The organism is [Acidovorax] ebreus TPSY (assembly GCF_000022305.1).
GTDB lineage: Bacteria > Pseudomonadota > Gammaproteobacteria > Burkholderiales > Burkholderiaceae_C > Diaphorobacter > Diaphorobacter nitroreducens.
The window spans coordinates 3,763,869-3,789,166 of sequence record NC_011992.1 but is presented as its reverse complement, the minus strand read 5'-3'; the positions used below and the strand labels follow the sequence as shown (position 1 = coordinate 3,789,166).

The 25,298-nt window shown below is 65.9% G+C and carries 22 protein-coding genes; 21 read left to right on the top strand and 1 reads right to left on the bottom strand.

Features of this window, described 5'->3' with window-relative positions; all coding sequences use genetic code 11:
• Positions 1-276: 276 nt before the first annotated feature.
• The 7 genes from radC to DTPSY_RS17680 all read left to right on the top strand — a co-directional run bounded on the left by radC (position 277) and on the right by DTPSY_RS17680 (position 7,507).
• Positions 277-786, top strand: a complete 510-nt coding sequence (gene radC / locus DTPSY_RS17710) for a RadC family protein (RefSeq protein WP_015914740.1) — start codon at positions 277-279, stop codon at positions 784-786.
• A 275-nt stretch (positions 787-1,061) separates the two neighbouring features.
• Positions 1,062-1,454 (top strand): vacuolar-type H+ATPase subunit A, encoded by a 393-nt coding sequence (locus DTPSY_RS17705; protein WP_015914739.1) that lies wholly within the window; start codon positions 1,062-1,064, stop codon positions 1,452-1,454.
• 299 nt (positions 1,455-1,753) lie between these two features.
• Entirely contained in the window at positions 1,754-2,104 is a 351-nt protein-coding gene (locus DTPSY_RS17700) for a DUF2958 domain-containing protein (protein ID WP_015914738.1), read from the top strand.
• 739 nt (positions 2,105-2,843) lie between these two features.
• A complete protein-coding gene (locus DTPSY_RS17695) occupies positions 2,844-3,674 on the top strand; it encodes a DUF932 domain-containing protein (protein WP_015914737.1) in 831 nt (276 codons plus the stop codon).
• A gap of 80 nt (positions 3,675-3,754) precedes the next feature.
• Positions 3,755-5,818 carry a ParB/RepB/Spo0J family partition protein gene (locus DTPSY_RS17690; RefSeq protein ID WP_015914736.1) on the top strand — a complete coding sequence of 688 codons (2,064 nt, stop codon included), beginning with the start codon at positions 3,755-3,757 and terminating at the stop codon, positions 5,816-5,818.
• A 62-nt stretch (positions 5,819-5,880) separates the two neighbouring features.
• Positions 5,881-6,090 carry a hypothetical protein gene (locus DTPSY_RS17685; RefSeq protein WP_015914735.1) on the top strand — a complete coding sequence of 70 codons (210 nt, stop codon included), beginning with the start codon at positions 5,881-5,883 and terminating at the stop codon, positions 6,088-6,090.
• Positions 6,091-7,192: 1,102 nt separating this feature from the next.
• Positions 7,193-7,507 (top strand): DUF736 domain-containing protein, encoded by a 315-nt coding sequence (locus DTPSY_RS17680; RefSeq protein WP_015914734.1) that lies wholly within the window; start codon positions 7,193-7,195, stop codon positions 7,505-7,507.
• A gap of 359 nt (positions 7,508-7,866) precedes the next feature.
• Here DTPSY_RS17680 and DTPSY_RS17675 read toward each other — a convergent pair whose 3' ends face one another.
• The gene (locus DTPSY_RS17675; RefSeq protein WP_015914733.1) at positions 7,867-8,160 is read right to left on the bottom strand and encodes a helix-turn-helix domain-containing protein; all 294 of its coding nucleotides are present in this window, start codon (positions 8,158-8,160) and stop codon (positions 7,867-7,869) included.
• A 258-nt stretch (positions 8,161-8,418) separates the two neighbouring features.
• Here DTPSY_RS17675 and DTPSY_RS17670 point away from each other — a divergent pair, with 258 nt between their 5' ends.
• The 14 genes from DTPSY_RS17670 to mgtA all read left to right on the top strand — a co-directional run bounded on the left by DTPSY_RS17670 (position 8,419) and on the right by mgtA (position 25,275).
• Entirely contained in the window at positions 8,419-8,769 is a 351-nt protein-coding gene (locus tag DTPSY_RS17670; protein WP_015914732.1) for a DUF2958 domain-containing protein, read from the top strand.
• Between the two features lie 330 nt (positions 8,770-9,099).
• The gene (locus DTPSY_RS17665; RefSeq protein ID WP_015914731.1) at positions 9,100-9,861 is read left to right on the top strand and encodes a DUF2285 domain-containing protein; all 762 of its coding nucleotides are present in this window, start codon (positions 9,100-9,102) and stop codon (positions 9,859-9,861) included.
• 83 nt (positions 9,862-9,944) lie between these two features.
• A complete protein-coding gene (locus tag DTPSY_RS17660; RefSeq protein WP_015914730.1) occupies positions 9,945-10,226 on the top strand; it encodes a helix-turn-helix transcriptional regulator in 282 nt (93 codons plus the stop codon).
• Between the two features lie 26 nt (positions 10,227-10,252).
• Positions 10,253-11,110 (top strand): replication initiator protein A, encoded by an 858-nt coding sequence (locus tag DTPSY_RS17655; RefSeq protein WP_015914729.1) that lies wholly within the window; start codon positions 10,253-10,255, stop codon positions 11,108-11,110.
• Between the two features lie 253 nt (positions 11,111-11,363).
• Positions 11,364-12,002 carry a ParA family partition ATPase gene (gene parA / locus DTPSY_RS17650; RefSeq protein ID WP_015914728.1) on the top strand — a complete coding sequence of 213 codons (639 nt, stop codon included), beginning with the start codon at positions 11,364-11,366 and terminating at the stop codon, positions 12,000-12,002.
• The gene (locus DTPSY_RS17645) at positions 11,999-12,271 is read left to right on the top strand and encodes a hypothetical protein (protein ID WP_015914727.1); all 273 of its coding nucleotides are present in this window, start codon (positions 11,999-12,001) and stop codon (positions 12,269-12,271) included. The genes parA and DTPSY_RS17645 overlap by 4 nt, the downstream gene beginning before the upstream one ends.
• The gene (locus DTPSY_RS17640) at positions 12,268-12,801 is read left to right on the top strand and encodes a DUF2840 domain-containing protein (protein WP_015914726.1); all 534 of its coding nucleotides are present in this window, start codon (positions 12,268-12,270) and stop codon (positions 12,799-12,801) included. The genes DTPSY_RS17645 and DTPSY_RS17640 overlap by 4 nt, the downstream gene beginning before the upstream one ends.
• Positions 12,798-13,385, top strand: a complete 588-nt coding sequence (locus DTPSY_RS17635) for a S26 family signal peptidase (RefSeq protein WP_015914725.1) — start codon at positions 12,798-12,800, stop codon at positions 13,383-13,385. The genes DTPSY_RS17640 and DTPSY_RS17635 overlap by 4 nt, the downstream gene beginning before the upstream one ends.
• 448 nt (positions 13,386-13,833) lie before the next feature.
• On the top strand, positions 13,834-15,801 hold the full coding sequence (locus DTPSY_RS17630; protein WP_015914724.1) for a relaxase/mobilization nuclease domain-containing protein: 1,968 nt from the start codon (positions 13,834-13,836) through the stop codon (positions 15,799-15,801).
• Between the two features lie 467 nt (positions 15,802-16,268).
• The gene (locus DTPSY_RS17625; RefSeq protein WP_015914723.1) at positions 16,269-16,589 is read left to right on the top strand and encodes a hypothetical protein; all 321 of its coding nucleotides are present in this window, start codon (positions 16,269-16,271) and stop codon (positions 16,587-16,589) included.
• 140 nt (positions 16,590-16,729) lie between these two features.
• Positions 16,730-17,860 carry an efflux RND transporter periplasmic adaptor subunit gene (locus tag DTPSY_RS17620; RefSeq protein ID WP_015914722.1) on the top strand — a complete coding sequence of 377 codons (1,131 nt, stop codon included), beginning with the start codon at positions 16,730-16,732 and terminating at the stop codon, positions 17,858-17,860.
• Positions 17,853-20,981 (top strand): efflux RND transporter permease subunit, encoded by a 3,129-nt coding sequence (locus tag DTPSY_RS17615; protein ID WP_015914721.1) that lies wholly within the window; start codon positions 17,853-17,855, stop codon positions 20,979-20,981. The genes DTPSY_RS17620 and DTPSY_RS17615 overlap by 8 nt, the downstream gene beginning before the upstream one ends.
• Positions 20,978-22,486 carry an efflux transporter outer membrane subunit gene (locus DTPSY_RS17610; RefSeq protein ID WP_015914720.1) on the top strand — a complete coding sequence of 503 codons (1,509 nt, stop codon included), beginning with the start codon at positions 20,978-20,980 and terminating at the stop codon, positions 22,484-22,486. Before DTPSY_RS17615 ends, DTPSY_RS17610 begins: the two co-directional genes overlap by 4 nt.
• Complete coding sequence (gene mgtA, locus DTPSY_RS17605; protein ID WP_015914719.1) at positions 22,483-25,275, top strand: magnesium-translocating P-type ATPase; 2,793 nt, start codon at positions 22,483-22,485, stop codon at positions 25,273-25,275. Before DTPSY_RS17610 ends, mgtA begins: the two co-directional genes overlap by 4 nt.
• Positions 25,276-25,298 lie beyond the last annotated feature (23 nt).

The following is a 25,298-nucleotide window of genomic DNA, read 5'->3' as shown; positions in this document are numbered from 1 at the left end:
TTCGTGCCGAATCGCGGCCATCCGGCTTTGATCCCTGGCGCCTCCGGCCCTCTCGGGCCTGCGCGCTGCGCTTGCCCAAAGGCGGGTGTGTGCAGTGGGCGGGGTGTAGGCGGTCTTGCTGTTCCCTTCACCGTATCACGGCGTTCTCGCCGTCAAGGGCGGCGCGCGCGGGTGCGCGCTTGCGTCCTGGCGGCCGTCTGCGACCCCTGACTGCTTGCGCTGCGCCGTGCTCCCGACGGTTCCGGGCAATTCCGCCCGAGCAACCGGAGCACGATCATGTCGCAACTGTCCTTTTCCTCGTTCGATGCCTCGCTGATGGTGCGTGATGTGCAGGGCCGCTACCTGCTGGCGACGACTGACCAGATTCTGGAGGCCGCGCGCCAGGCCATCGAGCACAAGATGCAGCGCGGTGCCTCGTTCACTTCACCGGCGGCGGTCAAGGAGTACCTGTGCGCCAAGCTGGCCGGCTACGAGCACGAAGTCTTTGCGGTGCTGTTCCTCGATTCGCAGCATCGCCTGATCGAATACACAGAGATGTTTCGCGGCACCATCGACAGTGCATCGGTGTACCCGCGCGAGTTGGTCAAGGAGGCACTGCGGCTCAATGCGGCGGCGGTCATCGTGTCGCACAACCATCCGAGCGGGAACCCGGAGCCAAGCGCGGCCGACCGGGCGCTGACCCAGCGGCTCAAGGAGTCGCTGGCGCTGGTGGACGTTCGCACGTTGGATCACATCGTCGTCACGGGCAGCAGCACCACGTCATTCGCCGAACGCGGCCTGATCTGACCGAGGGGGCTTCAGCCCCCTTTTTGCTGCGTCCGGCAGCGCAACTCCGGCCCGCGCGGGCCTGCGCGCTTCGCTTGCCGAAAGCCGAGGAGCATGGAGGTGTGAGGGAGGCGGTCTTGCTGTTCCCTTCACCGTATCACGGCGTTCTCGCCGTCAAGGGCGGCGCGCGCCTTGCGCGCTGGCGTCCTGGCGGCCGTCTGCGACCCCTGACTGCTTGCGCTGCGCCGTGCTGGCGACGGTTCCGGGCAATTCCGCCCGTGCAACCGGAGATCGTCATGAACGACAAATCACACGTTTCACTCGAACAGCATGTTTGCCTCGTTTGCGGCACGGCGTTCGATACCGGCGCCATCCTGCTGGACAAGCGCCTGCGCGCGAGCATGGAGCGCCATACGGCGACCGGCTGGGGTCTGTGCCCCGAGCATCGGAAGCTGGCCGACGATGGCTTCGTCGCGCTGGTCGAATGCGATCCGCAGCGCAGCGGTTCGCAGGCCGGTGGCCGCATGAAGCCCGAGCAGGCGTACCGGACGGGGCGGCTGGCGCACCTGCGGCGCACGGTGTTCGCGCAGATGTTCAACGTGCCGATCGCGGACGAGCAGGCTTGCGTGTTCGTCGAGCCTGGCGTGATCGACCAGTTGCAGTCGATGACGGCATCGGCGGCGAACTGATCGCGCCGGACAGCCTTCGGTGCGTCGTCCCTGCGGGGGCGGCGCACTTTTTTTCTGCTGCGCCCGGTGCCGGTTCCTCCGCGCCTGCGGCGCTGCGCGCTTCGCTTGCCAGTCCGTGCCTTTGTTGGAGGGTGGCGGCTTGCTGTTCCCTTCATCGTGCCACGGCGTTCGCGCCGTCAAGGGCTGCGCGCCGAGGGCGCTTGCGTCCTGGCGGCCGTCGTTGCCCCCTGACTGCTTGCGCTGCGCCGTGCCCCGGAAGGGTCGGGCAATTCCGCCCGGCAACCTTTCAGGAGTTCACCATGAACCACGCACTCATCACCGACGAGCAGCGCATCGTGCTGCTGGCCAATGGCCGCGAATCCTTGCAGAACCCGGACTTCGATCCGGCCCCCATGGTCAAGCTGTTCACGCCGGATGCTGGCGCGACCTGGCTGCTGACCGAGATTGATCCCGATGACCACGACCACGCCTTCGGCCTTTACGACCTGGGGCTGGGTGAGCCGGAAATTGGCTGGGTCAGCCTGGGTGAGCTGGCGACGGTGCGCGGCGGGTTGGGCCTGCCGATTGAGCGCGACCTGTCTTTTCGGGCCGAGAAGCGGTTGAGCGCCTATGCGCACGATGAGCGGCTGGCCGGGCGGGTCATCGTCTGACCCGGCCCTGGGGGCGTCGCGGGACGCCCCTTCGCATCGCGCCCACGAGGCGCGATGCCTGCGCGCCTTCGACTTGCTCTCCAGGGGAAAGCCCTGCGGGCTATCCCCGCCGCGCAGGCTTGGCGCCCCTGAACACCGCCGACCCGGCTACGCCGGATCGGCCAGACCACGGCAGTCGCTGTCGAACCTGTTTCCCGATGACTAGCACATGAGCTTGTGCATCAAGCATTGAAGTCCGGGCGTCCCCGGCCCCCTGCGAGATGGCCGGTCGCGCTGTCGTGCTGCGCATCGACCCCCCTGCGGGGTTTCGCCCCTGTCGGGCTTCCATCGTTCCCTCGCTCCGCTCGGCTGACGCCTCCGGCCCGGCTTCCAGCTTCGGGCCTGCGCGCTTCGCTTGCCGTGCGGTCGGCGTGTGGGAAGGCCGTTGCCATGTCCAGCCGTCTTCCCTGACTTCATCACCTTGTCCGCGACTGTAGCCCGCGCCCGTGCGCCGTCAAGGCGCGCAGGGCCGTGTCCTCGGCTGCGCCTGCGGGCCGCACCCACCCCGCGCTTGTTTCCTTGACGGCACCCGTTCGCGCGCTCCTGACCGTCGCGGGCGATGAACTCAGGAAAGACGGTGGCAACAGGGCCAACCGGGTTCCTCGTGCCAACCGCACAGAACAGCCGAAAGGCTGGGCTCCGAATCTAGGAATCCGGTGTGCGGCTTGAACAGCAAACCCTTTTCGTCAGGAGAAAGACCATGCAACTCGCATCCCGTTTCGCTTCCCGCTCCCCCTCGCTGCGCAGCGATTACCCGCTGACCGATGACCAGATTCACCGCGTAGCGCCGTCCATCTTCGCGGACGCGCCGCATGAGAGCCGTTCGCAGCGGTACGCCTACATCCCCACCGCCGCCGTGCTGACCGAACTGCGCAAGGAAGGCTTCCAGCCTTTCATGGTGACGCAAACCCGCGTGCGCGATGAAGGCAAGCGCGAGCACACGAAACACATGCTGCGCCTGCGCCACGCCAGCCAGATCAACGGCGCGGAGGCTAACGAAATCGTGCTGCTGAACTCGCATGATGGCACGAGCAGCTATCAGATGCTGGCCGGAATGTTCCGCTTCGTTTGCAGCAATGGTCTTGTGTGCGGCGACACCGTGGCGGACGTGCGCGTACCCCATAAGGGCGACGTGGCCGGTTCCGTGATCGAAGGCGCTTTCGAGGTATTGAGCGGCTTCGAGCGCGTGAAGGAATCCCGCGACCTGATGCGCTGCATCACCTTGGACGATGGCGAAGCCGAAGTGTTCGCCCGTTCCGCGCTGGCCCTCAAGTACGACCCCACCGACAACAAGCCCGCGCCCATCACCGAATCGCAAATCTTGATGCCGCGCCGGTTCGACGACCGCCGCCCCGACCTGTGGAGCGTGTTCAACCGCACGCAGGAGAACTTGACCAAGGGCGGATTGCATGGCCGCAGCGCCAACGGACGCCGCCAGCAGACCCGCCCCGTGCAGGGCATTGATTCCGATGTGCGCCTCAATCGCGCCCTCTGGATGCTGGCCGATGGCCTGCGCCAGTTGAAAGCCTGAACCCCCACGCGGCAGGGGCAGGCAGCAGCCCTTGCCGCTTTCTTCGCTGCTGCATTCCCTAACCGCTAGGAGTTATCACCATGAACGCCATCACCCAAACCGAAGCCCGCGCCGTCAATACCGCCGCAGCTATCCCGCTGGAAGCTGCCGACCCGACCAAGAACCTGATTTTGGTTCCGCTGTCGCGGCTGGTGCTGCGCCCCACGGGCCGCAACGTGCGCAAGACCCCGCGCATGTCCATCCCCGAACTGGCCGCATCCATCCAGCGTGTCGGCCTGCTCCAAAACCTGATCGTGATCGCATCCGCCGATGGCGAGGATTACGAAGTCGTGGCCGGGGGCCGTCGCCTCGCGGCTCTCAAGCTGCTGGCGAAGAAACACCGCATCAGCAAGGAATGGGAAGTGCCTTGCCTGCTGGTGGCCGATGGCACCGCCCGCACGGCCAGCCTCACCGAGAACGTGCAGCGCGAAGCCATGCACCCGGCAGACCAGTTCGAGGCATTCGCCGCGCTGGTGGCCGAAGGCCGTCCCATCGAGGACATTGCAGCGGATTTCAGCGTTACGCCGCTGGTGGTGCAGCGCCGCTTGAAGCTGGCGAACGTGTCTCCGCGTCTGATGGCTGACTACCGGGCCGACGCCGTGAGCCTTGACCAACTGATGGCCCTTTCCATCACCGACGACCACGCCGCGCAGGAAAGCGCGTTCTACGATGCGCCGCAGTGGCAGCGCCACCCGTCGCACTTGCGCGAACGCCTCACCGAGCGCGAAATCGACGCTTACCGGCATCCGCTGGTGCGCTTCGTCGGGCTGGACAGCTACGAAGCCGCAGGGGGCGGCATCCGCCGTGACCTGTTCGCGGAAGGCGATGCGGGCGTGTACCTCAACGACGCCGCGCTGCTGGAACGGCTGGCGCAAGACAAGCTGGCAGGCATCGCCGCTACTGTCCGCGCCGAGGGTTGGGCGTGGGTGGATGCCACGCCGGGTGTGACCCATGCCGATCTGCACGCCTTCCAGCGTGCGCCGAGGGAGCGGCGCGAGCCGAACAAGCGCGAAGCCGCACGCATCGAGAAGCTGCAAGCCAAGATGCAGGAGGTTGCCGAAGCGGTGGATGCTGCGATGGACGCCGACGACGAGGACAAGGCCGACGCCTTGCAGGAGGAAGGCGAAACCCTGGGCGAGCAGTTACAGGCGCTGGAAGATGGCTTGCAGGACTACGGCGCGAACGTGAAGGCCGCAGCCGGTGCCATCGTCACCATCGACCGCAACGGCGAGGCCGTCATTCATCGTGGCCTGATGCGCGAGGCCGAGGCCAAGGCGCTGCGCACGCTGGAACGGTTGCGCCAAGGATTCGGCAGCGAAGGCGAAGCCGAGAACGACGACGACGGCGAGGACGGAGACGATGATAGGCAACCCAAGACCGCCGCCATGTCCGATCGGCTGGCGCAACGCTTGAGCGCCCACCGCACCGCCGCGCTGCAAATCGAAGTCGCACGGCATCCGCAAGCTGCGCTGGCCGCAGTGGTGCATGGCATGGTGCAGACCGTCTTGCAGGAAAGCCGCTATGGCCGCAGCCGTGATTCTCTGCCGCTGGGCGTGGGCCTGAAAGTGCAAGACCGGCTGGAAGGCATGGCCCCGGACTGGCCGGAAGCTCCCGCCGCCGTGGCACTCCGCGAACTGCAACAGGTGGCGGGCGAAGCCTTGCCGGAGAACAGCGCCGAACTGTTCGCCGTGCTGCTGGCGAAGCCGCAAGATGAACTGGTGCGGCTGCTGGCCGTGTGCGTGGCTTCCGCGGTGGACGTGGTGACGCCCCGCGCCACGCCGCACCAGCCCGGCGCGGAACTGGCGCAGGCCGTGGGCCTCGACATGGCCGCATGGTGGCAGCCGACCGCCGAGGGGTATTTCAAGCACGTTTCCAAGGCCGTGATTCTCGATGCCGTGGGCGCGTTTGCACCGGAATCCGTCACCCGGCTGGCAAAGCTCAAGAAGGCCGACATTGCCAGCGAAGCCGAGCGGCTGGCCGATGGCACGGGCTGGATGCCTGCCATCTTCAAGGCCGAAGGCCCGCAGGAGGCAGGCCCGGAGCAGGACGCCCCGGAGGATGCCGAGGCAATGGCGGATGAACCCGCCGAGGCGCTGGCCGCTTGACCCGTGCAGAAGGCGAACGCCCCGGCTTCGACCGGGGCGCTTCGCTGGAAGGAAAAGCTCCCATGATCCGTACCACCACCAGCCGCTCGCGCATGGCGGCGATCTACGCCCCCGGCACGGTGCGCGCCCGCCGCTGGCACGGCGATGGCGACGTGCGCGGCTACCGCCAGCCCTCGGGCTGGTCGGCCCGCGCCGACCTCACCGACATTCACCCCATCACGGGCTGCGCCTTGCCGCGTGCCGTGTGGTGGCTCATCGAGACGAAGGAATAACCGCGTTCAGCACCGCGCCCAGGTCGTTCCGTCCTGGGCGCGGTGAACTTCAAAATCCGGGCGCGGCGGTGGCCGCGCCCGATGTTCAAGCCCAACAGCCAAATCAGAACGCCGCCGCCTTCGCGGTGGCTCATGCGGCGGCGTTGAAGTAGGCGGGCCTCCCGCCCGGTAATGGGCAGGCCCACATGGGCCTGCAAGCCGAAGCGCCCACCCTGCGCGGGAATCATCAGCAGTTTTCGGCTTGCCGCGTGCATACCCCGCAGCGTGGGCCGCTTCCATTTCATCGGCGGCATATCCGCGTTTCCTGCATGGAAATCTGGAACGGCCTGGGCGTGTCGGCTCGATGCGCCGCCGGGCTTTCGGGCTGCGCCCCGTGCCGTCTTTGCCGTCACGGCCATTCGGCTTCAATCCCTCACGCCTTCGCGCCTGCGGCGCTGCGCGCTTCGCTTGCCTCCGGGGGATCGGCACAAGGCCCATCCCCGCCGCGCAGGCTTGGCGCCCCTCGATGCCGCCGAACCGGCTGCGCCGGATCGGCCCGGCCAGTGCCCCGCCCCGATGGACAGTGCATTGGCGAACACGCTGGAGCCTGCTGCGGCAGGTTGTGCAAATGCGTGCCCTCCCCAACGCTGGCGGTTCCTGCCCATCACGTCACGAAGGACGGTTCACGGACATCCCGCCCGGCATCGCTATGGAGCTTCCACGCCACGCCTCAAGACCAGCGCCGCAAGGTGCGGCAGGGGTGTTCTCGCTTGTCGTCGGGTGGTTGACCTGGCCCACGTCAGTGGGCGAGTCGGTGCAGCCTTCGTGCGGGGATGCCGAGCCGGCCTTGTCTCCTTTCGGTGCGGTTCGGCCCAAGGCGTCCTTGTGTTGTTGTGAATCCTGGCGGGGGCGCGGCTGCGCCTCGGGCTTCATGGCTGCAACCGTCCAGCGAAAACAATTTCCCCTGCGCTGCGCGCATTCCTCGCGGGACAAATTCTTTTCGCCTCCCGGCTCTCCACTGCGTTGCGACCACAAGCGGTGCAGCCAGCCCGTCCCCCGCCGGCCGGATCACAACAAGGACGCGATGGGCGCGAACCTTGTTCAACCGAACGGAGAAAACATCATGGCCAACATCGGCACCTTCACCGCAGACAAAGACGGCTTCGCCGGCACGCTTCGCACCCTGACGCTCAACGTCAAGGTCAAGCTGGTTCCCAACGACAAGGGGGACAACGAGAAAGCACCGGACTTCCGCTTGCAGGCCGCCAGCCACGACATCGGCGCGGCATGGAAGAAGACCAGCGAGGCCGGGCGGGAGTACATCTCCGTGACCCTCGACGATCCTTCGTTCCCGGCCACGGTCTACGCCCGCCTGATCGAAGGCGAGAACGGCACGCACGACCTGATCTGGTCGCGCAGCAAGCCCCAGGCGGCCTGACGGCCGCCAGCGCCCCGCCCACGGCGGCGGGGCGCTGTGCTACTTGGATCGGCAGACAGAGAGGCTTGGCTCTCCCAGCTTCGTGATGGTGGTGGTCGGGCAGCATCACAATGACCTCGGGTTGCCAGGGCGAATGCAGGGCGATTCGGCGCACTGCGCCGACCGGGCTTTGCGGGCTGCGCCCCATGCCGACTTCGCCGTCATGGCCATTCGGCTTCAATCCCTATCGCGGCTTCGCGCCGGTGGCGCTGCGCGCTGCGCTTGCCTCCAGGGGAAAGCCCTGCGGCCTATCCCCGCCGCGCGATGCTTGGCGCCCCTGAAGTCCCCGAACCGGCTGCGCCGGATCGGTGGCCCAGCGCCTACGGCTGGGCCGCTGCTGCGAGCTGGCTTTCAGCCTCGCTCATCAGCACTGCCGTGCTGCATTCGAGTGCGCTGGCAATTTTGAAGATGATCGCCAGCGTGGGCATGTGTTCGCCACGCTCGACCTTGCCCATGTGCGAACGCTCGATGCCGGCGAGGTTCGCCAGCGATTCCTGCGCGATGCCGCGCTCCGTCCGCAGCGCGCGCACCGCCGCGCCGAAGGCTTGAGCCAATTCGGCATCGTAGGTGGTGGCGCCCGCTGGCCGGCCGCGGTGGATGGATCGCTTCTGCATGGACAGAAGCGTCAATTCGCAGCACAATTAAAACCACGTTATCTTTAACTCATTCATGCCTTTGGCCCTTATTCGTGCTTTTACGGAAATCCGCTTCTGCGGATTCCGACAGAACCGGAAAACCGCCAACGTGTATTTGCAGATTTCTACAATTGAGCTTTTGCGCTTTCGTGTTTCCACGGCTTTCGTGGAATACGCATCCATGCTTTGGCGTGAATGTGCAAAACCGACATTCCGTGTTGGAACAGGAGCACCACGATGAACGCTCCCCTCGTCACCGATGCGCAGCGCGCCGCGCTGCTGGAGAACGGACGGCGGGCCGCCGCTGGTGAACCGCACGACCCGTTGCCGGTTGTGCGGCTGTTCACTCCCGACGCGCACGCCACCTGGCTGCTGACCTCGCTCGATCCCGTCGATGGCGACACGGCCTACGGCCTGATCGACCTGGGAATCAGCTTGCCCGAGCTGGGGACGGTGAAACTTTCCGACCTGGCTTCCATCGTCGGGCCGCGCCAGCAACCCGTGATGCGGGATCGGTATTTCCAGGCGATGCGCCCGCTGTCGGAATATCTGCGCCTGGCGCAGGAAAACGGTTCCGTCGTCGATTGAACCGCTCGCGCTACGGCCAAGCCGGGCGCATTGAGGCTATTTTGGTCTTGCTCCAGACCTTTCCAGTCTGAATCAACACTCTTGCACCAAACCTGTGCGTGCGTGGCGGAATCAGCCACGATCTTTCATGCGGCTTGCGGCACGGTGTCAGTACCGCATGACGTTTTTGGTGCCATGCTGCCGTCGCATTCGGACGGATTACGCAACATGCCGGAGCCAACCAATCTTGACACCAGCAGTTACAGCTTAACCGGATTTCTACCTTGATTTGATGCTCCCGCATGTTTGACGCCGTGGCGACGTTCCTGCTGTTCGACGGGAGCTTGGGTCATGGTCAATCCTCATCATGTCGCGCACTGGTATCCCACTGCGGCTTACCTCTATGTCTTGTGGCTGGATGCGCTTGCGCTGGCCTGGGAGTACCTGCGCAGGCACCCCGATTACCGGCTCGACTGGCTGCGCCGTGCGCGCCGCCCCGATGCGGCGCATCGCTGGGGCTTGCGCGTGCTGGAAGACCCGGCGCTGGATGCGCGCGATGCGCATCCGGCCTGGCAGCCCGGCCAAGCTGATGTAGTGCAGCTCTACCCCGATGCCGATCCGCCCGTGGATGCCGAGCCCTTCGCGTTCTGGCGTATCCCCGGCCACAAGCAACTTCTCCACGATGGCAAGGCACTGGCGCTGATCGCGCGCAGCCCCGGCCAGTGCCTGCGCTTCGCGCTCGCGCCTGGCCTGCAAGACGGCATGGCTGTCGCCTATGCCCATCGCGGCGGCGCCTTCGCGCCTACGCGCGGTCATGCGCTCGACGCGGCCCAGGCCGCCACCAAGTCCAGGCCAGCACCCTCCGCGCTGCTGGAACTGCATACGTTGCAGGCGCTCGACGCGACCCTGGCGGGCTCGTCCTTCCGCGACGTGGCCGAAGGCTTGTTCGGCGTGGACGCCGCGGCCGGTTGGTACAGCGACGGTGGCCTGCGCTCCAAGGTGCGTCGCCTGGTGCGGCGCGGCGATGCGTTGATGCGCGGCGGCTATCGCCGCCTAGCACAACTGTCGCCGCTTGAGAAGGGTCGTTTTGAAGGCAACGCAAAACGACCCTGAGCAGAAGGGCCGCGTTTTCTGAGACTGCCTCCATCCGGTTGCGCTGTGTGGCCGGAGCTTTGAAAGCTATGGAGGTTCACACCATGCGTCCCGCTCCCTTGCGGCCTGCCGCTACTGTCTCGACCGCTGCCGCGCAGCCCCAACGCTATCTCACCAACGACGAAGCCGCCGAATACCTGCGCCTGTCGCCGCGCACGCTGGAAAAGCAGCGCGTGCTGGGTGGCGGCCCCAAGTTCCGCAAGTTCGGCCGCCGCGTCATGTACGCCGTGGCCGATCTCGATGCCTGGGCTTCCGAGCGCAGCTTCGAGAGCACATCCGATCCCGAGTACGCCGAGCAGCATTCGGCGGACAGCCGTGCGCGCTGATCGCTTGCGCGCGGGTGGCCTTCGCCATGTCCAGCTCTGCGCTGCCGTCCCGGCAGCGGCCCGTGCCGGAGCGCGAACAGCTCGACCTGTTTCGCGCCCTGCCGGGCGACATGGCGCCGCGCGACAGCCAGGACTTGATGGCCTTTCCGTTCTTCTCGCTGGCGAAGTCGCGGCGCACGGCGCCGATCGACTTCCGCGCCAGCGGCATCACGATCCGCGTGGAGGGCACGCAGGAGCACGGCATCGCCACCATTTGGGATGCGGACGTGCTCATTTGGGCAGCTTCGCAGATCGTGGAAGCACGCGACGCGGGCTTGCGCCCGTCGCGGCTGATGCAGGCCACGCCCTACGAGATCCTGCGCTTCATCGGGCGCGGTACGTCGCTGCGCGACTACCAGCGCCTCAAGGCCGCGCTGGATCGCCTGCAATCCACGACGGTGGCCACGTCCATCCGCGAGACGACCGGGCGGCGCCTGCATCGCTTCTCGTGGATCAACGAGTGGAAAGAACTGGCCGATGCCAAGGGCACGCCCTTGGGGCTGGAACTGATCCTGCCGGACTGGTTTTACGCGGGCGTTATGGATGCCGCGCTCGTGCTGACCATCGACCCAGCATATTTCCGGCTCACGGGCGGGATAGAGCGATGGCTGTACCGGCTGGTGCGCAAACACGGCGGGCGACAGCCGGGCGGCTGGCAATTCGATTTCCGGCACCTGTATCGGAAATCGGGCAGCGCCACGCGCTTCTCGGACTTCGCCTACGACCTGCGCGCGCTGGTCGCGCGGCAGTCGATGCCCGGCTACGTCCTGGGCATCGAGCGAATGCCGGACAACAGCGCCGAACTGCTGACCTTTCGGCCCGTGCCGTTCACGGCACGGGGATAAACGGTGCGTTGCCTGTGGACGGACTCGTGCTATCAGGAGTACGAGGTATCGTGCTATTGGGAGTACGGCTATCGTGCTATCAGGAGTACGGATCGGCCGCAAAGCCAATAACGGCGCGGGTTTCAGCCTCTCCTAACTTCCCTAACTTAAATTCTCTAACTGATAGTAGAAGCGCCGCGCCACGGTGGATAACCGCCACGCGGCACGAAGCGCAGCAGCAACAGCCCGGCTTTCCAGCAAGGAGGGCCAGGCCATGATCGTCGCTCTGCTCAACCAGAAAGGCGGCGTGGGCAAGACCACGCTCGCTACGCACATTGCCGGCGAGCTGGCGATGCGCGGCCAGCACGTCGTTCTGCTGGACGCCGACCCGCAGGGTTCATCGCTCGACTGGACACAGCGCAGAAGCCAGCAAGGCTTGCCACGGCTGTTCAGCGCCGTGGGCCTCGCACGCGAAACGCTGCATCAGGAGGCCCCAGAACTCGCCAAGCGGGCCGATCACGTCGTCATCGACAGCCCGCCCAGGATCGCCGCCTTGGCGCGCTCTGCGCTGCTGGCGGCCGAGCGCGTGCTGATCCCGGTGCAGCCCAGCCCTTACGACCTGTGGGCCAGCGCCGAGATGGTGGCGCTGATCCGCGAAGCGCAGGTGTTCCGGCCTGCGCTGCGCACGGCCTTCGTCATCAACCGGCGCGTCAGTACCACCGTGATCGGACGCGAAGCGCGCCAGGCGCTCGCCGACCAGCCGCTTCCTGCGCTGCGCGCGGAAGTGCATCAACGCATCGTGTTCGCCGACAGCGTGGCCGCTGGCCGGCTCGCCCGCGAGACGGCGCCGGACAGCGCCGCCGCGCGCGAAATCACCGCGCTGGTGGACGAACTGCTGCGGTGGACGCCATGACGGCGAAGCCGCCACCCCGCGCAAAGCGCGTCGGCATCGGCGCGCGTCCGCCGGCGAATCCGCACGCTGAAGCGTGGATTCGCCAGGGCGACGCCGATGCGCTGGGCAAGGGCGACCTCTACACGGCCCGCCTCACCCTCGACATCACGCCCGCCATGCGGGCGCGCATCAAGGTGTCGGCCTTTACGCAGGGCATGACCGTGGCCGACCTGCTGCGCGGCCTGCTGGAACGGGAGTTTCCAGAACATCGCGGGGAGAACACACCATGACCGCATCCGCTTCGCCTGCCGCTGGCGCGGCTACGGCTGCGCTTGCAGCACCTTCCGGCCAGCCCGCCAGCACACCGCTGACGCGCGTTGCACTGGCCTACATTGAACCGCGCTTCAAGCTCTACCTGCGCTTCGGCGAACCTGCGCGCACGCTCCAGCTCGACCGCTGGCGGCGCTGCGCGGTGTTCCTGCCGAGCGCGATTTTCTGCCGCATCCGCTGGCAGGCCAACGACTACGGCACCGTGCGCTGGCAACTCATGGTGATGCAGGCTTGCACGCCGCTGAACGCGGCGCAGCGCATCCCCGGCGTCCAGCCGGGCGCGCGCCTGTTGCTGCACGCCGAGGGTGAACAGTCCGTGCGTGCCGTGCTGGAACGCATCGACGCCATCGAGGCGCTGGGCATCGCGCCTGATGGCGCCTCGCCCGCGTACTGGCGAACGCTGGGCAACCGGCTCGCGGCACGCTTGCCGCTGCCCGAATACACCGCCGAGCGGCACGCCGCCTGGCTGGCAGGGAGGGCACTGCCATGACCGCAGTTTCCACTTCCGGCACCGCGCCGCCCCCTCGCTTGCGCGTGCGCGCTCGCCTCGTGTTGGCGGGCCTGTCCGCCTGCGGCCTCGCTGCGCTGGCCTGGGCGTCCTTCGTGCATCCACTGCCGCGCCTGACCTACAACCCGTCCGACAGCGTGGCGGTCGGTTGGTATCGCGTCGATCCGCTCGACCGTCGCACCAGCTCGCCGCCACGTCGGCTGGAAGTGGGTAGCATCGTGCTGGTGCCGCTGCCTGCCGAGGCTGCCGCGCTCGCTGCGCAGCGCAGCTACCTGCCGACGCGCATCCCACTGCTCAAGCGCGTGGGCGCGGTCGCACCGCAGGAGGTGTGCGTCATTGGGGGCAGCGTCCGCATCGACGGCGTGCCTTCGGCCGCCGTGCTGTCTGCCGATCGCTGGGGCCGGCCGCTGCCATCTTGGCAGCAGTGCCGCCGCCTTCGGCCTGGCGAACTGTTCCTGCTCAGCGTCACCAATCCGGCGTCGTTCGACAGCCGGTATTTCGGGCCGGTCAACGCCGCCTCCGTGATCGGCGTTGCGCGCCCGGTCTGGCTGGAGTCGCGCCCATGATGACCGCCGATTCGCTGCGCGTCAGCGTGCTATCGGGCGTGTCGTTCCGGCTGCTGTCGCCGCGTCGTCGTGCGTGCAGTGCGCGTACCGATCCTGCGTATCTGGCACCGCACTTCGCGCGGCCTCCGGCGCAGCCGTCCCACGTGCAGGCGTCTTGCCTCCAACGCGGCTGGCCTGCGGCCATCGCCGTGTTCGCCGGGGCGCTGACTGCTTGTGCAGCAGCGCCACCGGGCCGCAGTTGCCGGGAGCGGATGCGGGAGGCAAATGCGGAAGGCAAGACAAAAGGGGACGGCACCTGTCGGGCCGCAAAGCCAGTCTGCACGTGGGGGTGGCGCGGCACGGCGCAGCTTCGCCGCCGTGCTGCTGGGGGCGCGAGGCCCGCGCCAATGCAGGCATGTCCGCGTGCTTCGCACGACGGCCTACGCCCCAGCTTTCAAAGGGCGCAGCCATGACCAAACGCCGCGATGACGATTTCCGCATCCGCCCCAGCGCCCCCAAGAACCGGGGCCAGGGCTTCATCGCCAAGGTGCTCCAGCAGACCGGCAAGGCCAGCAGCGGCAAGTCCTCGGTGCGCCGTACTGGCGCTGCCAGTGGCACCGGCCAACGGCCCGGCTCGCGCCTGGGGCGCGGCCACACGGCGGCGCGCTTCGCGGGGGCGAAGCTCACGCCCATGTCGCGGCGCGTGACCATCAAGACCTTGCTGGTCAACCAGCAGCGGGCCAGTCCGCAGTCGCTCGCCAAGCACCTGCGCTACGTTGAGCGCGATGGTGTGGGCCGTGATGGCGAGCCGGGCCAAGCCTACGGGCCGCAGACCGATGCCGCCGACCTCGACGCTTTCAAGGAACGCTGCGCCGACGACCGACACCATTTCCGCTTCATCCTCTCACCCGAGGATGGCGCGGAACTCGAAGACCTGCGCACCTACACGCGGCACCTCATGGGCCGCATGGAGGCCGACCTGGGCACACGGCTGGAGTGGGTGGCCGTCGATCACTGGAACACCGACAACCCGCATACCCACCTGATCGTGCGCGGGCGCGACGACACCGGCAAAGACCTCATCATCGCGGGCGACTACATCGCTGATGGCTTCCGCCATCGTGCCGCCGAACTGGCGACCGAATGGCTGGGGCCGCGCACCGAGCTGGAGATCCAGCAGACCTTGCAGCGCGAAGTGGATCAGGAGCGATGGACGAGCCTGGATCGCACGCTCAAACGCGAGCTGGGCGACGATGGCTTGTTGCATGTCGAACGGTTCAACGAACCGCGGCTGCAACGCCAGCGCCTGCTGCTGATCGGCCGCCTGCAACGCTTGCAGCGCCTGGGCCTGGCCGATGAAACGCAGCCCGGCACCTGGGCCGTCCATGCCGACGCGGAAAAGACCCTGCGCGCCCTGGGCGAGCGTGGCGACATCATCCGCACCATGCAGCGGGCCATGCGCGGCGAGCCGCGCGAGCTGGCGGTGTTCGAGCCGGGCGATGATGGCCGCACGGTCATCGGGCGTGTCGCCGCGAAAGGGTTGGCCGACGAACTGCACGACCGGGGCTATCTGGTCATCGACGGCGTGGACGGCAAGGCCCACTATGTCGCGCTGAATGCCCGTGACGAGCTGGCGAACTATCCGGCCGGCGCCGTGGTGGAGGTGAAGGGATCGGCCGACGCGCGCGCGGCCGACCGCAACATTGCCGCGCTGGCGAGCGGTGGCCTGTACCGCACCGACCATCACCTTGCCATCGCCCAGGGCCAGGCCCTGCCGGGCCGTGATCCGCAAGAGGTGGTCGCAACCCACGTCCGCCGGCTGGAAGCCTTGCGCCGGGCAGGCATCGTGGAACGTGTGGCCGAGGGTCTATGGAAGGTGCCGGACGACCTGCCCGAGCGTGGTCGCCAGTACGACGCGCAGCGCCTGGGCAGCGTGGCCGTGGAGCTGAAATCGCATCTGCCCATCGAGCGGCAGGCCCGCGTGATCGGGGCCACCTGGCTTGACCAGCAATTGATCGGCGGTGGCAAAGGGCTGGGCGATTTGGGCTTTGGCAGCGACGCCAAGCAGGCCATGCAGCAACGCGCCGACTTCCTGGCCGAACAGGGATTGGCCGAGCGGCGCGGGCAGCGTGTGATCCTCGCCCGGAACCTGCTGGGAACGCTGCGCAACCGGGAGCTGGCGCAGGCCGCGAAGGACATTGCTGCCGACACCGGCCTGGAGCATCGCCCGGTGGCCGACGGCCAGCGCGTGGCGGGCATCTACCGCCGCAGCGTCATGCTCGCCAGTGGCCGCTACGCGATGCTGGATGACGGCATGGGGTTCAGCCTGGTGCCTTGGAAGCCGGTGATCGAGCAGCGGCTGGGGCAGCAGGTTGCGGCAACGATACGGGGCAATGACGCAACCTGGATGCTCACGCGAAGTCGCGGTATTCATTAGGCAAGAGATGCGACTGCAATGAATGTCAGTTTTACCGAGTTCTCATCGACACGCGATTTTCAAGCAGCCCGACTCCAACGCTGCGCGCATGAGAGCAGCTCGCCGCGCGCTCAAAGAAATAATCCGGTGAATTCAAATAGACCAGGATATACGTTGGTATATCTAAGCTATTCGCAAGTTGCTTGAGAGAAACCTAATGCTCGCTGGTGCGTGGGAAATCTCAATGACAGAATTCCATTTGTCGTCAGCACATACAACCGCGATTTGGCTTAGCACCTTGTCCAGCTCGCTTGTCAGCTTGAAACAGGAGGAAGTCATGGATCCCGACCCGCATAGGCGCTCCAACGCGCCACACCACTCGCCCCATAGGCCCATGAACGCAACAACGCATCGGGCGCCTGCTTCGAGGTTCTCGCTCATCTGAGCGCATGAGGAGCCTCCGCGGCTGCGCGCCCCAGGAGGTTCTCATGCTGTTTCGCTATTTCCGCTCCGACGACGTTTTCGTGCGCGCCCTGCGCGCGGCTGTCGCTTCCCACCGTCCCGCTGCGCTACACGCCCTGTTGGCCTCTCACGGCGACCGCGCGTTTGCCAAGGCGCTCTCCGATCTTTCGGGCCGCGTCATCGCCGACGCGCTGTCCATGCTCCCGGCGTCGAATCGTGCAGGCGTCTTGAATCGGCTTTCCCTCGCTGCTCGCAATCGCCTGCGCGAAAACGAAGGTAGCCATGCACGCGATTCGCTCTATGCGCGGTCGGCTGCGTCTGGCTCGCCGCTCTTTCTACTTTGGTGAGGCTGGCACGGACTGTCCGAGCGCCCACGCCTCTCACAGCACCCAGCTCGCCCGTTCGACTGACCTGGCCTCGCTTCGACGGCGTGGCCGGGACAGTTGCGCGACGACCCATTCGCGTCCATCGAGACAGGAACCTTCCCATGAAAATAATCCATGTCGTATTGGCCATCGCCTGCGCCTCTTTGCTGACGGCGTGCGATGTCAAGCATTTCTTGCCCGGCGCCTATGCTGCGGAGGGCAAGCCAGAAACCGCCGATGTGCAGCGCGACGGCGCATTCGTCAACGTGCCTGCGGCATCGCCGCTGCGCAAGAGCCTGGTTGTCGCCAGCGTCGAGCCGCAGGCGTTCGCTCAGACGATCGACGCGCCGGGCACGATCGAGGCGGCGCCCGAGAAGCTGGTGAAGATTGCACCGCCGTTGGGCGGGCGCATCGTGCGCCTGCACCACCAGCTAGGCGATGCGGTCAAAGCAGGTGACCCGCTGGTCACTATCGACTCACCTGATCTCGGCTCTGCCTATAACGACCAGATCAAGGCACAGGCGGCGCTGCTGCAGGCCCGCCGGGAGTTCGATCGGCAGAAGGCTCTGAAAGACGACGACATCTCTGCAGGGAAGGATTTCGAGGCCGCACAACTGGCGCTATCCGCTGCCGAGAGCGATGCCCGCGCGACGAGCAACCGGCTGGCTCAGCTTGGCGCATCTGCCAGCGCCGGGTCGCGGCGCGAATACGTGCTGCGCGCTCCCATCGCTGGCCGTGTGGTCGAGATGAATGGCGCTCAGGGCAGCTATTGGAGCGACACCACCGCGTCGATCATGACGGTCGCCGATCTTTCCACCGTATGGCTTGCAGCCAGCGTCGCGGAGAAAGATCTAGCGCAGATGTTCGTTGGTCAGACAGCGCGTATCGTTCCCAACGCCTACGCCAGCCGCGAATTCGATGGCAAGGTGAAATACATCGGCGATTTGCTTGACCCCGACACGCGCACAGCGCGCGTTCGCGTCGCCATCGACAACCGCAGTGGCTTGTTCAAACCGGGCATGTTCGCCCGCGTCAGCTTCTCCGGCCCAGCACATTCGGCACTGCTCGTCCCGGCAACGGCCTTGTTGCAAAGCGGCCTCTACACGCGAGTGTTCGTCGAACAGGCGCCGTTCCGTTATGAGTCCCGCATCGTTAGCGTGGGGACGACGGTCGCCGATCGCGTCGAGGTGTTGTCCGGGTTGAAGGCGGGCGAGCGCATCGTGGTCAAGGACGGGGTGCTGCTCAATGATTAACGCCATCGTCAACACCTGTTTCCAACGCCGCGGCATCGCCTGGCTCGTGTTCGTGTTCGTGGCTCTGTACGGCGCCTGGAGCTGGAAGCAGCTCCCGATCGAAGCCTATCCAGACATCGCCGACGTGACCTCGCAGATCGTCACGCAGGTGCCTGGACTCGGCGCCGAGGAGGTGGAGCAGCAGATCACCATTCCGCTGGAGCGCGCCTTGCTCGGCACGCCGGGCATGCATGTGCTGCGCTCGCGCAGCCTCTTCGCGCTCTCCCTCATCACCGTGGTCTTCGAGGACGGCACCGACGGCTACTTCGCGCGCCAACGGCTGCAGGAGCGGCTGAATCAAGTGTCGCTGCCCTACAGCGCTGTGCCTGGCCTCGACCCGTACACCTCACCAACGGGCGAGATCTACCGCTACACGCTGGAGTCCAAATCGCGCAGCCTGCGCGAACTATCCGAATTGCAGTTCTGGACAGTGATCCCGCGCCTGAAGAAGGTTCCGGGTGTCGTGGACGTGAGCAACTTCGGTGGCCTGACGACGCAGTTCATGCTCGAACTCGATCCCGACCGGCTGCGCCAGTACGACCTGTCTCTGCAGGACGTCAAGAGCGCGATCAATGCGAACAACGCCAACGGTGGTGGCAGCATCGTCGATCGCGGCGAGCAGAGTTACGTGGTGCGCGGCGTCGGCTTGCTGCGTTCGCTTGACGACATGGGCAATGTCGTGGTCAAGACCAAGAACGGCGTCCCGGTGCTGGTGAAGGATTTGGGCACGCTTGCCTACGGCAATGTCGAACGCCGCGGCATCCTCGGCAAGGACGGCAACCCCGACACGATCGAAGGCATCACGCTGCTGCTGAAGGACTACAACCCGTCGAATGCGCTCGCGGGCGTCCACGCGGCCGTGCGCGACCTCAACGAGAACCTGCTGCCCAAGGACGTGAAGGTCGTGCCGTACCTCGACCGCACGTCGCTGATCGACGCCACCCTGCACACCGTGGGCTTCACGCTCGCCGAGGGAATGGTGCTTGTCAGCGTGGTGCTGCTGCTGTTTCTCGGCAGCCCGCGCGCAGCAGCCATCGTCGCCTTGACGATTCCGCTGTCGCTGCTGATCGCGTTCATCTTCATGCACCATTTCAAGATTCCGGCGAACCTGCTGTCGCTCGGTGCCATTGACTTCGGCATTCTGGTGGACGGCGCCGTGGTGCTGGTCGAGAACATCCTGCGCAAGCGCGAGGAGAACGAGGGCCGCCCCCTGCAGGCGCAGGATGCCATCCAGGCGACACTGCAGGTCGCGCGGCCGATCTCTTTCGGCATGGCCGTGATCGTCTGCGCCTACCTGCCGCTGTTTGCCTTCCAGCGCATCGAATACAAGCTGTTCTCGCCGATGGCCTATGCAGTCGGCGCGGCACTGGTCGGTGCGCTGGTCGTCGCGCTCACGCTGATTCCGGCCCTGGCATGGCTGGCCTTCCGCAAGCCGCGCAAGGTGTTCCACAACCCGGTGATCGACGCACTGTCCGCACGCTATGCCTGGTTCCTCAGGCGCGCGCTGGGCAAGATCCGCTGGCTCGTTGCCACCTGCGCCGCTGCCGCGTTGGGCCTGGGCGTACTGTTTTCCACCATCGGGCGGGACTTCCTGCCGTACCTGGACGAAGGCTCGCTGTGGCTGCAGGTGCAGATGCCGCCCGGCATCACGCTGGACAAGGCGTCGGCGATGGCGAGCGATCTGCGACGGGCGACGCTGGAGTTTCCCGAAGTCTCCTACATGGTCACGCAGACCGGCCGCAACGACGACGGTACCGACTACTGGACGCCTTCGCACATCGAGGCGAGCGTGGGATTGCATCCCTACAAGGAGTGGAAATCCGGCCTGACCAAGCAGGAGCTGATTGCCCAGCTGGCCGCGCGCTACGCGCAGATGCCCGGTTATACGGTCGGATTCATGCAGCCCATGATCGACGGCGTGCAGGACAAGCTGTCGGGCGCGCACAGCGACCTCACGGTCAAGGTCTTCGGCGACGACCTGGCCGAGGTTCGCGGCGTCGCCAACCGGCTCGCTGACGTGCTCAAGCAGGTATCGGGCTCCGCGGATGTCGCGGTGGACGTGGAGCCACCGCTGCCTAACCTGAAGATCGCGCTCGACCGCGCCGCCGCTGCGCGCCACGGCATCAACGCGGCCGACGTGGCCGACCTGATCGCCACTGGCATCGGCGGCACGCCGATCGGCCAGCTCTATGTCGGCGAAAAAAGCTACGACATGACCGCGCGCTTCCCGGCGAAGTCCCGGTTTAGCCCGGATGCTATCGGCAACTTGGCGCTGAAGGCCCCATCAGGCGAGCGGGTTCCGCTCTCAGACGTGGCGCATATCGGCACGGTTTCCGGCGAAAGCGTGATCGTGCGAGAGATGGCGCGGCGCAACATCATTGTGCGGCTGAATGTGCGTGGCCGCGATCTGGCGAGCTTTCTGAACGAAGCCCAGGCCGTCGTTCAGCGCGAGATGAAGTTCGATTCCAAGCGCATCCAGCTCATGTGGGGCGGCCAGTTCGAGAACCTGGAGCGCGCCGAGGCGCGGCTGGCGCTGATTCTGCCGATGACGCTGGGCATCATGTTCCTGCTGCTATTCGGCGCCTTCCGCAACCTGCGCCAGCCACTGCTGGTGCTGGCCACGGTGCCCCTGGCCATGCTTGGCGGGCTGGCAGGGCTGCATTTGCGCGGCATGACGCTCAACGTATCGAGCGCGGTCGGGTTCATCGCGTTGTTCGGTGTGGCCGTGCTGAACGGCGTGCTGATGCTCGCGCAGATCAATCGCCTGCGCGATGAGGAAGGCAAGTCCTTGCGCGATGCGGTGCTCGAAGGTGCCCGCAGCCGGATGCGTCCTGTCCTGATGACGGCAACAGTGGCTGCCCTCGGCCTCACACCCGCCATGCTGGCCACCGGATTGGGAAGCGACGTGCAGCGACCGCTCGCCACGGTCGTCGTGGGCGGCCTGCTGACCGCCACCGTGCTGACCCTGGTGCTGTTGCCATCGCTGTACCACCTGATCGAAGAACGTCTGGCACGCCGGCAAGCCCGGCTCGCGGCGTTGACCGTCTCGCCACAGGAGACACAACCGGGAGCGCAACCATGAACACCCTTGCTCGCTACACCATGCTCGCCACGCTCACGGCGGCAATGGGCGGCTGCGCCGTCGGGCCAGACTTCCAGCGCCCGGCCGCGCCCACCGTGCATTCTTATGCTGCTGCAGAGCTGCCCGCGCAAACCGCATCGGCGCCGGGCCTGGGCGGCGAAGCGCAACGCTTCGCGCCAGGACAGGAAGTCGCGGCGCAGTGGTGGAAGGCGTTCGGCTCACCGGCGCTTGACGAACTGGTCGCGTCTGCCCTGCAGGCCAACCCGGACTTGAAGGCCGCCGAGGCCGCGTTGCGCGCGGCGCGCGAGGCGGCCACGGCCCAGCGCGGGGCTTTCTGGCCCAGTGTCGATGCCAACGTGAATTCGACCCGGCAGAAGATTGCCGCAACCTTGGCCAGTCCGGCCGAATCCGGCGACACGTTCTATACCTTGCATACGGCCCAGCTCAGCATCAGCTACGTGCCGGACGTGTTCGGGGGCACGCGACGCCAGGTCGAGGCGCTGTCCGCCGGGGTGGACGTGCAGCGCTTTCAGCGCGAGGCCGTCTACATGACACTGGTCTCCAACGTGGTCAACACGGCCATCGAGGAAGCGTCGCTGCGCGCGCAGATTGATGCGACGCGCGGCCTCATCGACTTGGCGTCGCAACTACTGGACATCACGCGCCGCCAGCGCCTGGCCGGCCACCTCGGCGCTGCGGATGTGGCCGCGCAGGAGGCGGCGCTGGCACAGGCCCAAGCCTCGCTGCCACCGTTGGAGAAGCAACTGGCCGCACAGCGGAACAAGCTCGCGATGCTGGCCGGGCGCCTGCCCAGCGAGCAGCTTGCGCAGCATTTCGAATTGGCTTCGCTCACCCTGCCCGTGGAACTGCCACTCAGCCTGCCATCGCGCCTGGTCGAGCAGCGGCCGGACGTGCGCGCGGCGCAAGCACAGTTGCACGCGGCCAGCGCACAGATCGGCGTCGCAACTGCGGCCCGGCTGCCCAGCCTCACGCTGACGGCCGCCTTGGGCAGCTCCGCGCTTTCCCTGCCGCAACTCCTTCGCAGCGGTGGCGGCTTCTGGTCGGTCGGTGGAGACTTGTTGCAGCCGATCTTTCGCGGTGGAACGCTGCTGCACCAGCAGCGCGCAGCCGAGGCGGCCTACGAGCAGGCCGCAGAGCAGTACCGCAGCACCGTGCTGACCGCCTTCCAGAACACGGCCGACACCTTGCAGGCCATCGTCAGCGACTCGGAGACCTTGCGCGCCACCAGCCACGCCGAAGCCGCAGCACGGCGCAGCCTGAGCATCGTGCGCCGCCAGCGGGAACTGGGCGGCGCAGCCCAGGCGGATGTGCTCCTCGCCCAGCAAACCTACCAGGGAGCCACGCTGGCGCTGGTTCAGGCGCAAGCCGCCCGCTACACGAACACCGTCGCGCTGTACCAGGCGCTGGGCGGATGGTGGCAGACGGGCAATGACGCGCCGCCTCTTGCACAACAAAGCACAACCCAAACGGGAGCGCCCCTATGAGCTTCGTTGATCACATGCTGAAAAACCTCTTCAGCGGCTTCCTCGACCGGCGGCGCGCGAACCGCCATTTCAAGCGCCAGGCAGTTCTTGAAACCCTGCGCAAGATGGGAGACGCCGAAGGCCAGGCTGTGTCCGGGCGTGTCGCCCGCGACATGCGGCGCATTGCATCCGACGATGTGCCCGCTGCGATCGTCCGCACCCGCTCTCACGAGGAAGGGCTGACCCACGATGAAGCGGATCAACGGCGCGCGCGCTTTGGCCCGAACGAGGTGGAGCACGAGAAGCCGCTGCCGTGGTGGCTGCACCTTTGGCACTGCTACAGGAATCCGTTCAATCTCCTACTGACATTGCTTGCTGGCATTTCCTTCGTGACAGACGACATGAAGGCCACGGTCGTGATCAGCACGATGGTGGTGTTGAGCACCTTGATTCGTTTCGTTCAGGAAGGCCGCTCCAGCCAGGCTGCCGAGCGTCTGAAGGTCATGGTCAGCAACACCGCGACAGTGATCCGACGCCAGCCTGACGAGGAAAGAGGTGCCGAGGCCAGTGAGAAGCACGTCACTGCCCGCAGTCATGCGCGCAGGACGGCTACGCAGATCGAACTGCCGATTCGCGACCTGGTGCCAGGCGACCACGTAGTGCTCTCCGCTGGCGACATGATCCCTGCTGACTGTTGCCTGCTGATTGCCAAGGATCTATTCGTATCGCAGGCAGCCATGACGGGCGAGTCATTGCCAGTGGAGAAGTTTGCAGGCATCGCGCAACCGTTCAATTCAATATTTGATGCGCCCAACCTCGTCTTCATGGGCACCAACGTCATTTCAGGCTCCGCGACCGCGCTGGTCGTCGCCACGGGCAGCCGAACCTATTTCGGCGCGCTGTCCGCGCGCGTGACGACGACGGATCGCACGCCGACCGCGTTCCAGGCTGGCGTGAACAGCGTGAGTTGGTTGCTTATTCGGTTCGCACTGGTGATGGTGCCCATTGTGCTGCTCATCAACGGCTTCACGAAGGGCGACTGGACGGAGGCGTTCCTGTTCGCGCTCTCGGTCGCCGTCGGGCTCACGCCAGAAATGCTGCCAATGATCGTGACTTCGACCCTAGCCAAAGGCGCGGTGGTGATGTCGCGCAAAAAGGTCATCGTCAAGCGCCTGGATGCCATCCAGAACTTCGGTGCAATGGACGTGCTGTGTACCGACAAGACTGGCACCCTCACGCAAGACAAGATCGCGTTGGAACGGCACACCGACGTATTCGGAACCAATTCCGAAGACGTGCTGCGGTACGCCTATCTGAACAGCTACTACCAGACCGGCTTGAAGAACCTGCTCGACCACGCGGTGCTCGAACACGCCGAACTGCAAGGAGAGCTGCGAGTAGCGCAGGACTACCGCAAGGTCGATGAGATTCCGTTTGATTTCGTGCGGCGGCGCATGTCGGTCGTGGTTGCCGAGAGGGAAGACAACCACGAGTTGATCTGCAAGGGCGCAGTCGAAGAGGTTCTCTCCGTCTGCCACCGAATTCGCATCGAGACCGCGCAGGGGCCGAGGCAAGTCCCCATCGACAGAGAGCTGCTGGAACGTGTGCGGTCGGTCACCCGTGAGTTGAACGGAGAAGGGCTGCGCGTCGTTGCCGTGGCGATGAAGGAGTTGTCCGCATCGCAGGCGGCGTACTCGATCGCGGATGAGGCGGCCCTGACTCTCATTGGCTACATCGCATTCCTCGATCCGCCGAAGGAATCCACCGCTCCGGCGCTGCGGGCTCTTGCAGAGCACGGGGTGCGGGTCAAGGTGCTCACGGGAGACAGCGAACTCGTCGCCGCGCATGTCTGCGGACGGGTCGGGCTGGAGCGCGACCACTTTCTGCTGGGATCGCAGGTCGAAAAAATGAGCGATGAGGCGCTGAGCCATGCCGTCGAGACCTGCCAACTCTTTGCGCGACTGACACCACAGGACAAGGAGCGCATCGTGCGTGCGCTGCGCGGCAATGGCCATGTGGTCGGCTTCATGGGCGACGGCATCAATGATGCCCCTGCCTTGCGTGCTGCGGACATTGGGATTTCGGTGGACTCCGGTGTAGACATCGCCAAAGAGGCCGCCGACATCATCCTGCTGGAAAAGAGCCTGATGGTGCTGGAGGAAGGTGTGGTTGAAGGCCGCAAGACCTTCAGCAACATGCTCAAGTACCTCCGCATGACCGCCAGCTCCAATTTCGGCAACGTCTTCTCCGTCCTCGTAGGGAGCGCGTTCCTGCCGTTCCTGCCCATGCTCCCGCTGCAACTGTTGGTGCAGAACCTCCTGTATGACATCTCACAGATTGCCATTCCGTTCGACGGCGTGGACCGCGAACTGGTGGCCAAGCCGCTGAAATGGAATCCTGCGGACATCGGACGCTTCATGATCTTCTTCGGCCCGATCAGCTCGATCTTCGACATCACCACCTTCGCGGTGATGTGGCACGTCTTCGGTGCCAACACCGTGGCCAATCAGACGCTGTTCCAGTCGGGCTGGTTCGTCGTTGGCCTGCTGACGCAGACCTTGGTCGTTCACATGATCCGCACGCCGAAGCTGCCGTTCATCGAAAGCCGCGCAGCCTGGCCGCTTACGCTCATGACGCTGGTCATCATGGCCATCGGAGTGACCTTACCAATGAGTCCGCTGGCGGACTACTTCAAGCTGCAGGCACTGCCACCAGGCTACTTGCCGTGGTTGATCGCAATCCTGCTCGGTTACGCGACACTGACTACGGCAATGAAGACGATCTACATCCGCAAATTCGGCTGGCAATGAGATAGCGCTAGGAGCTGCAATTG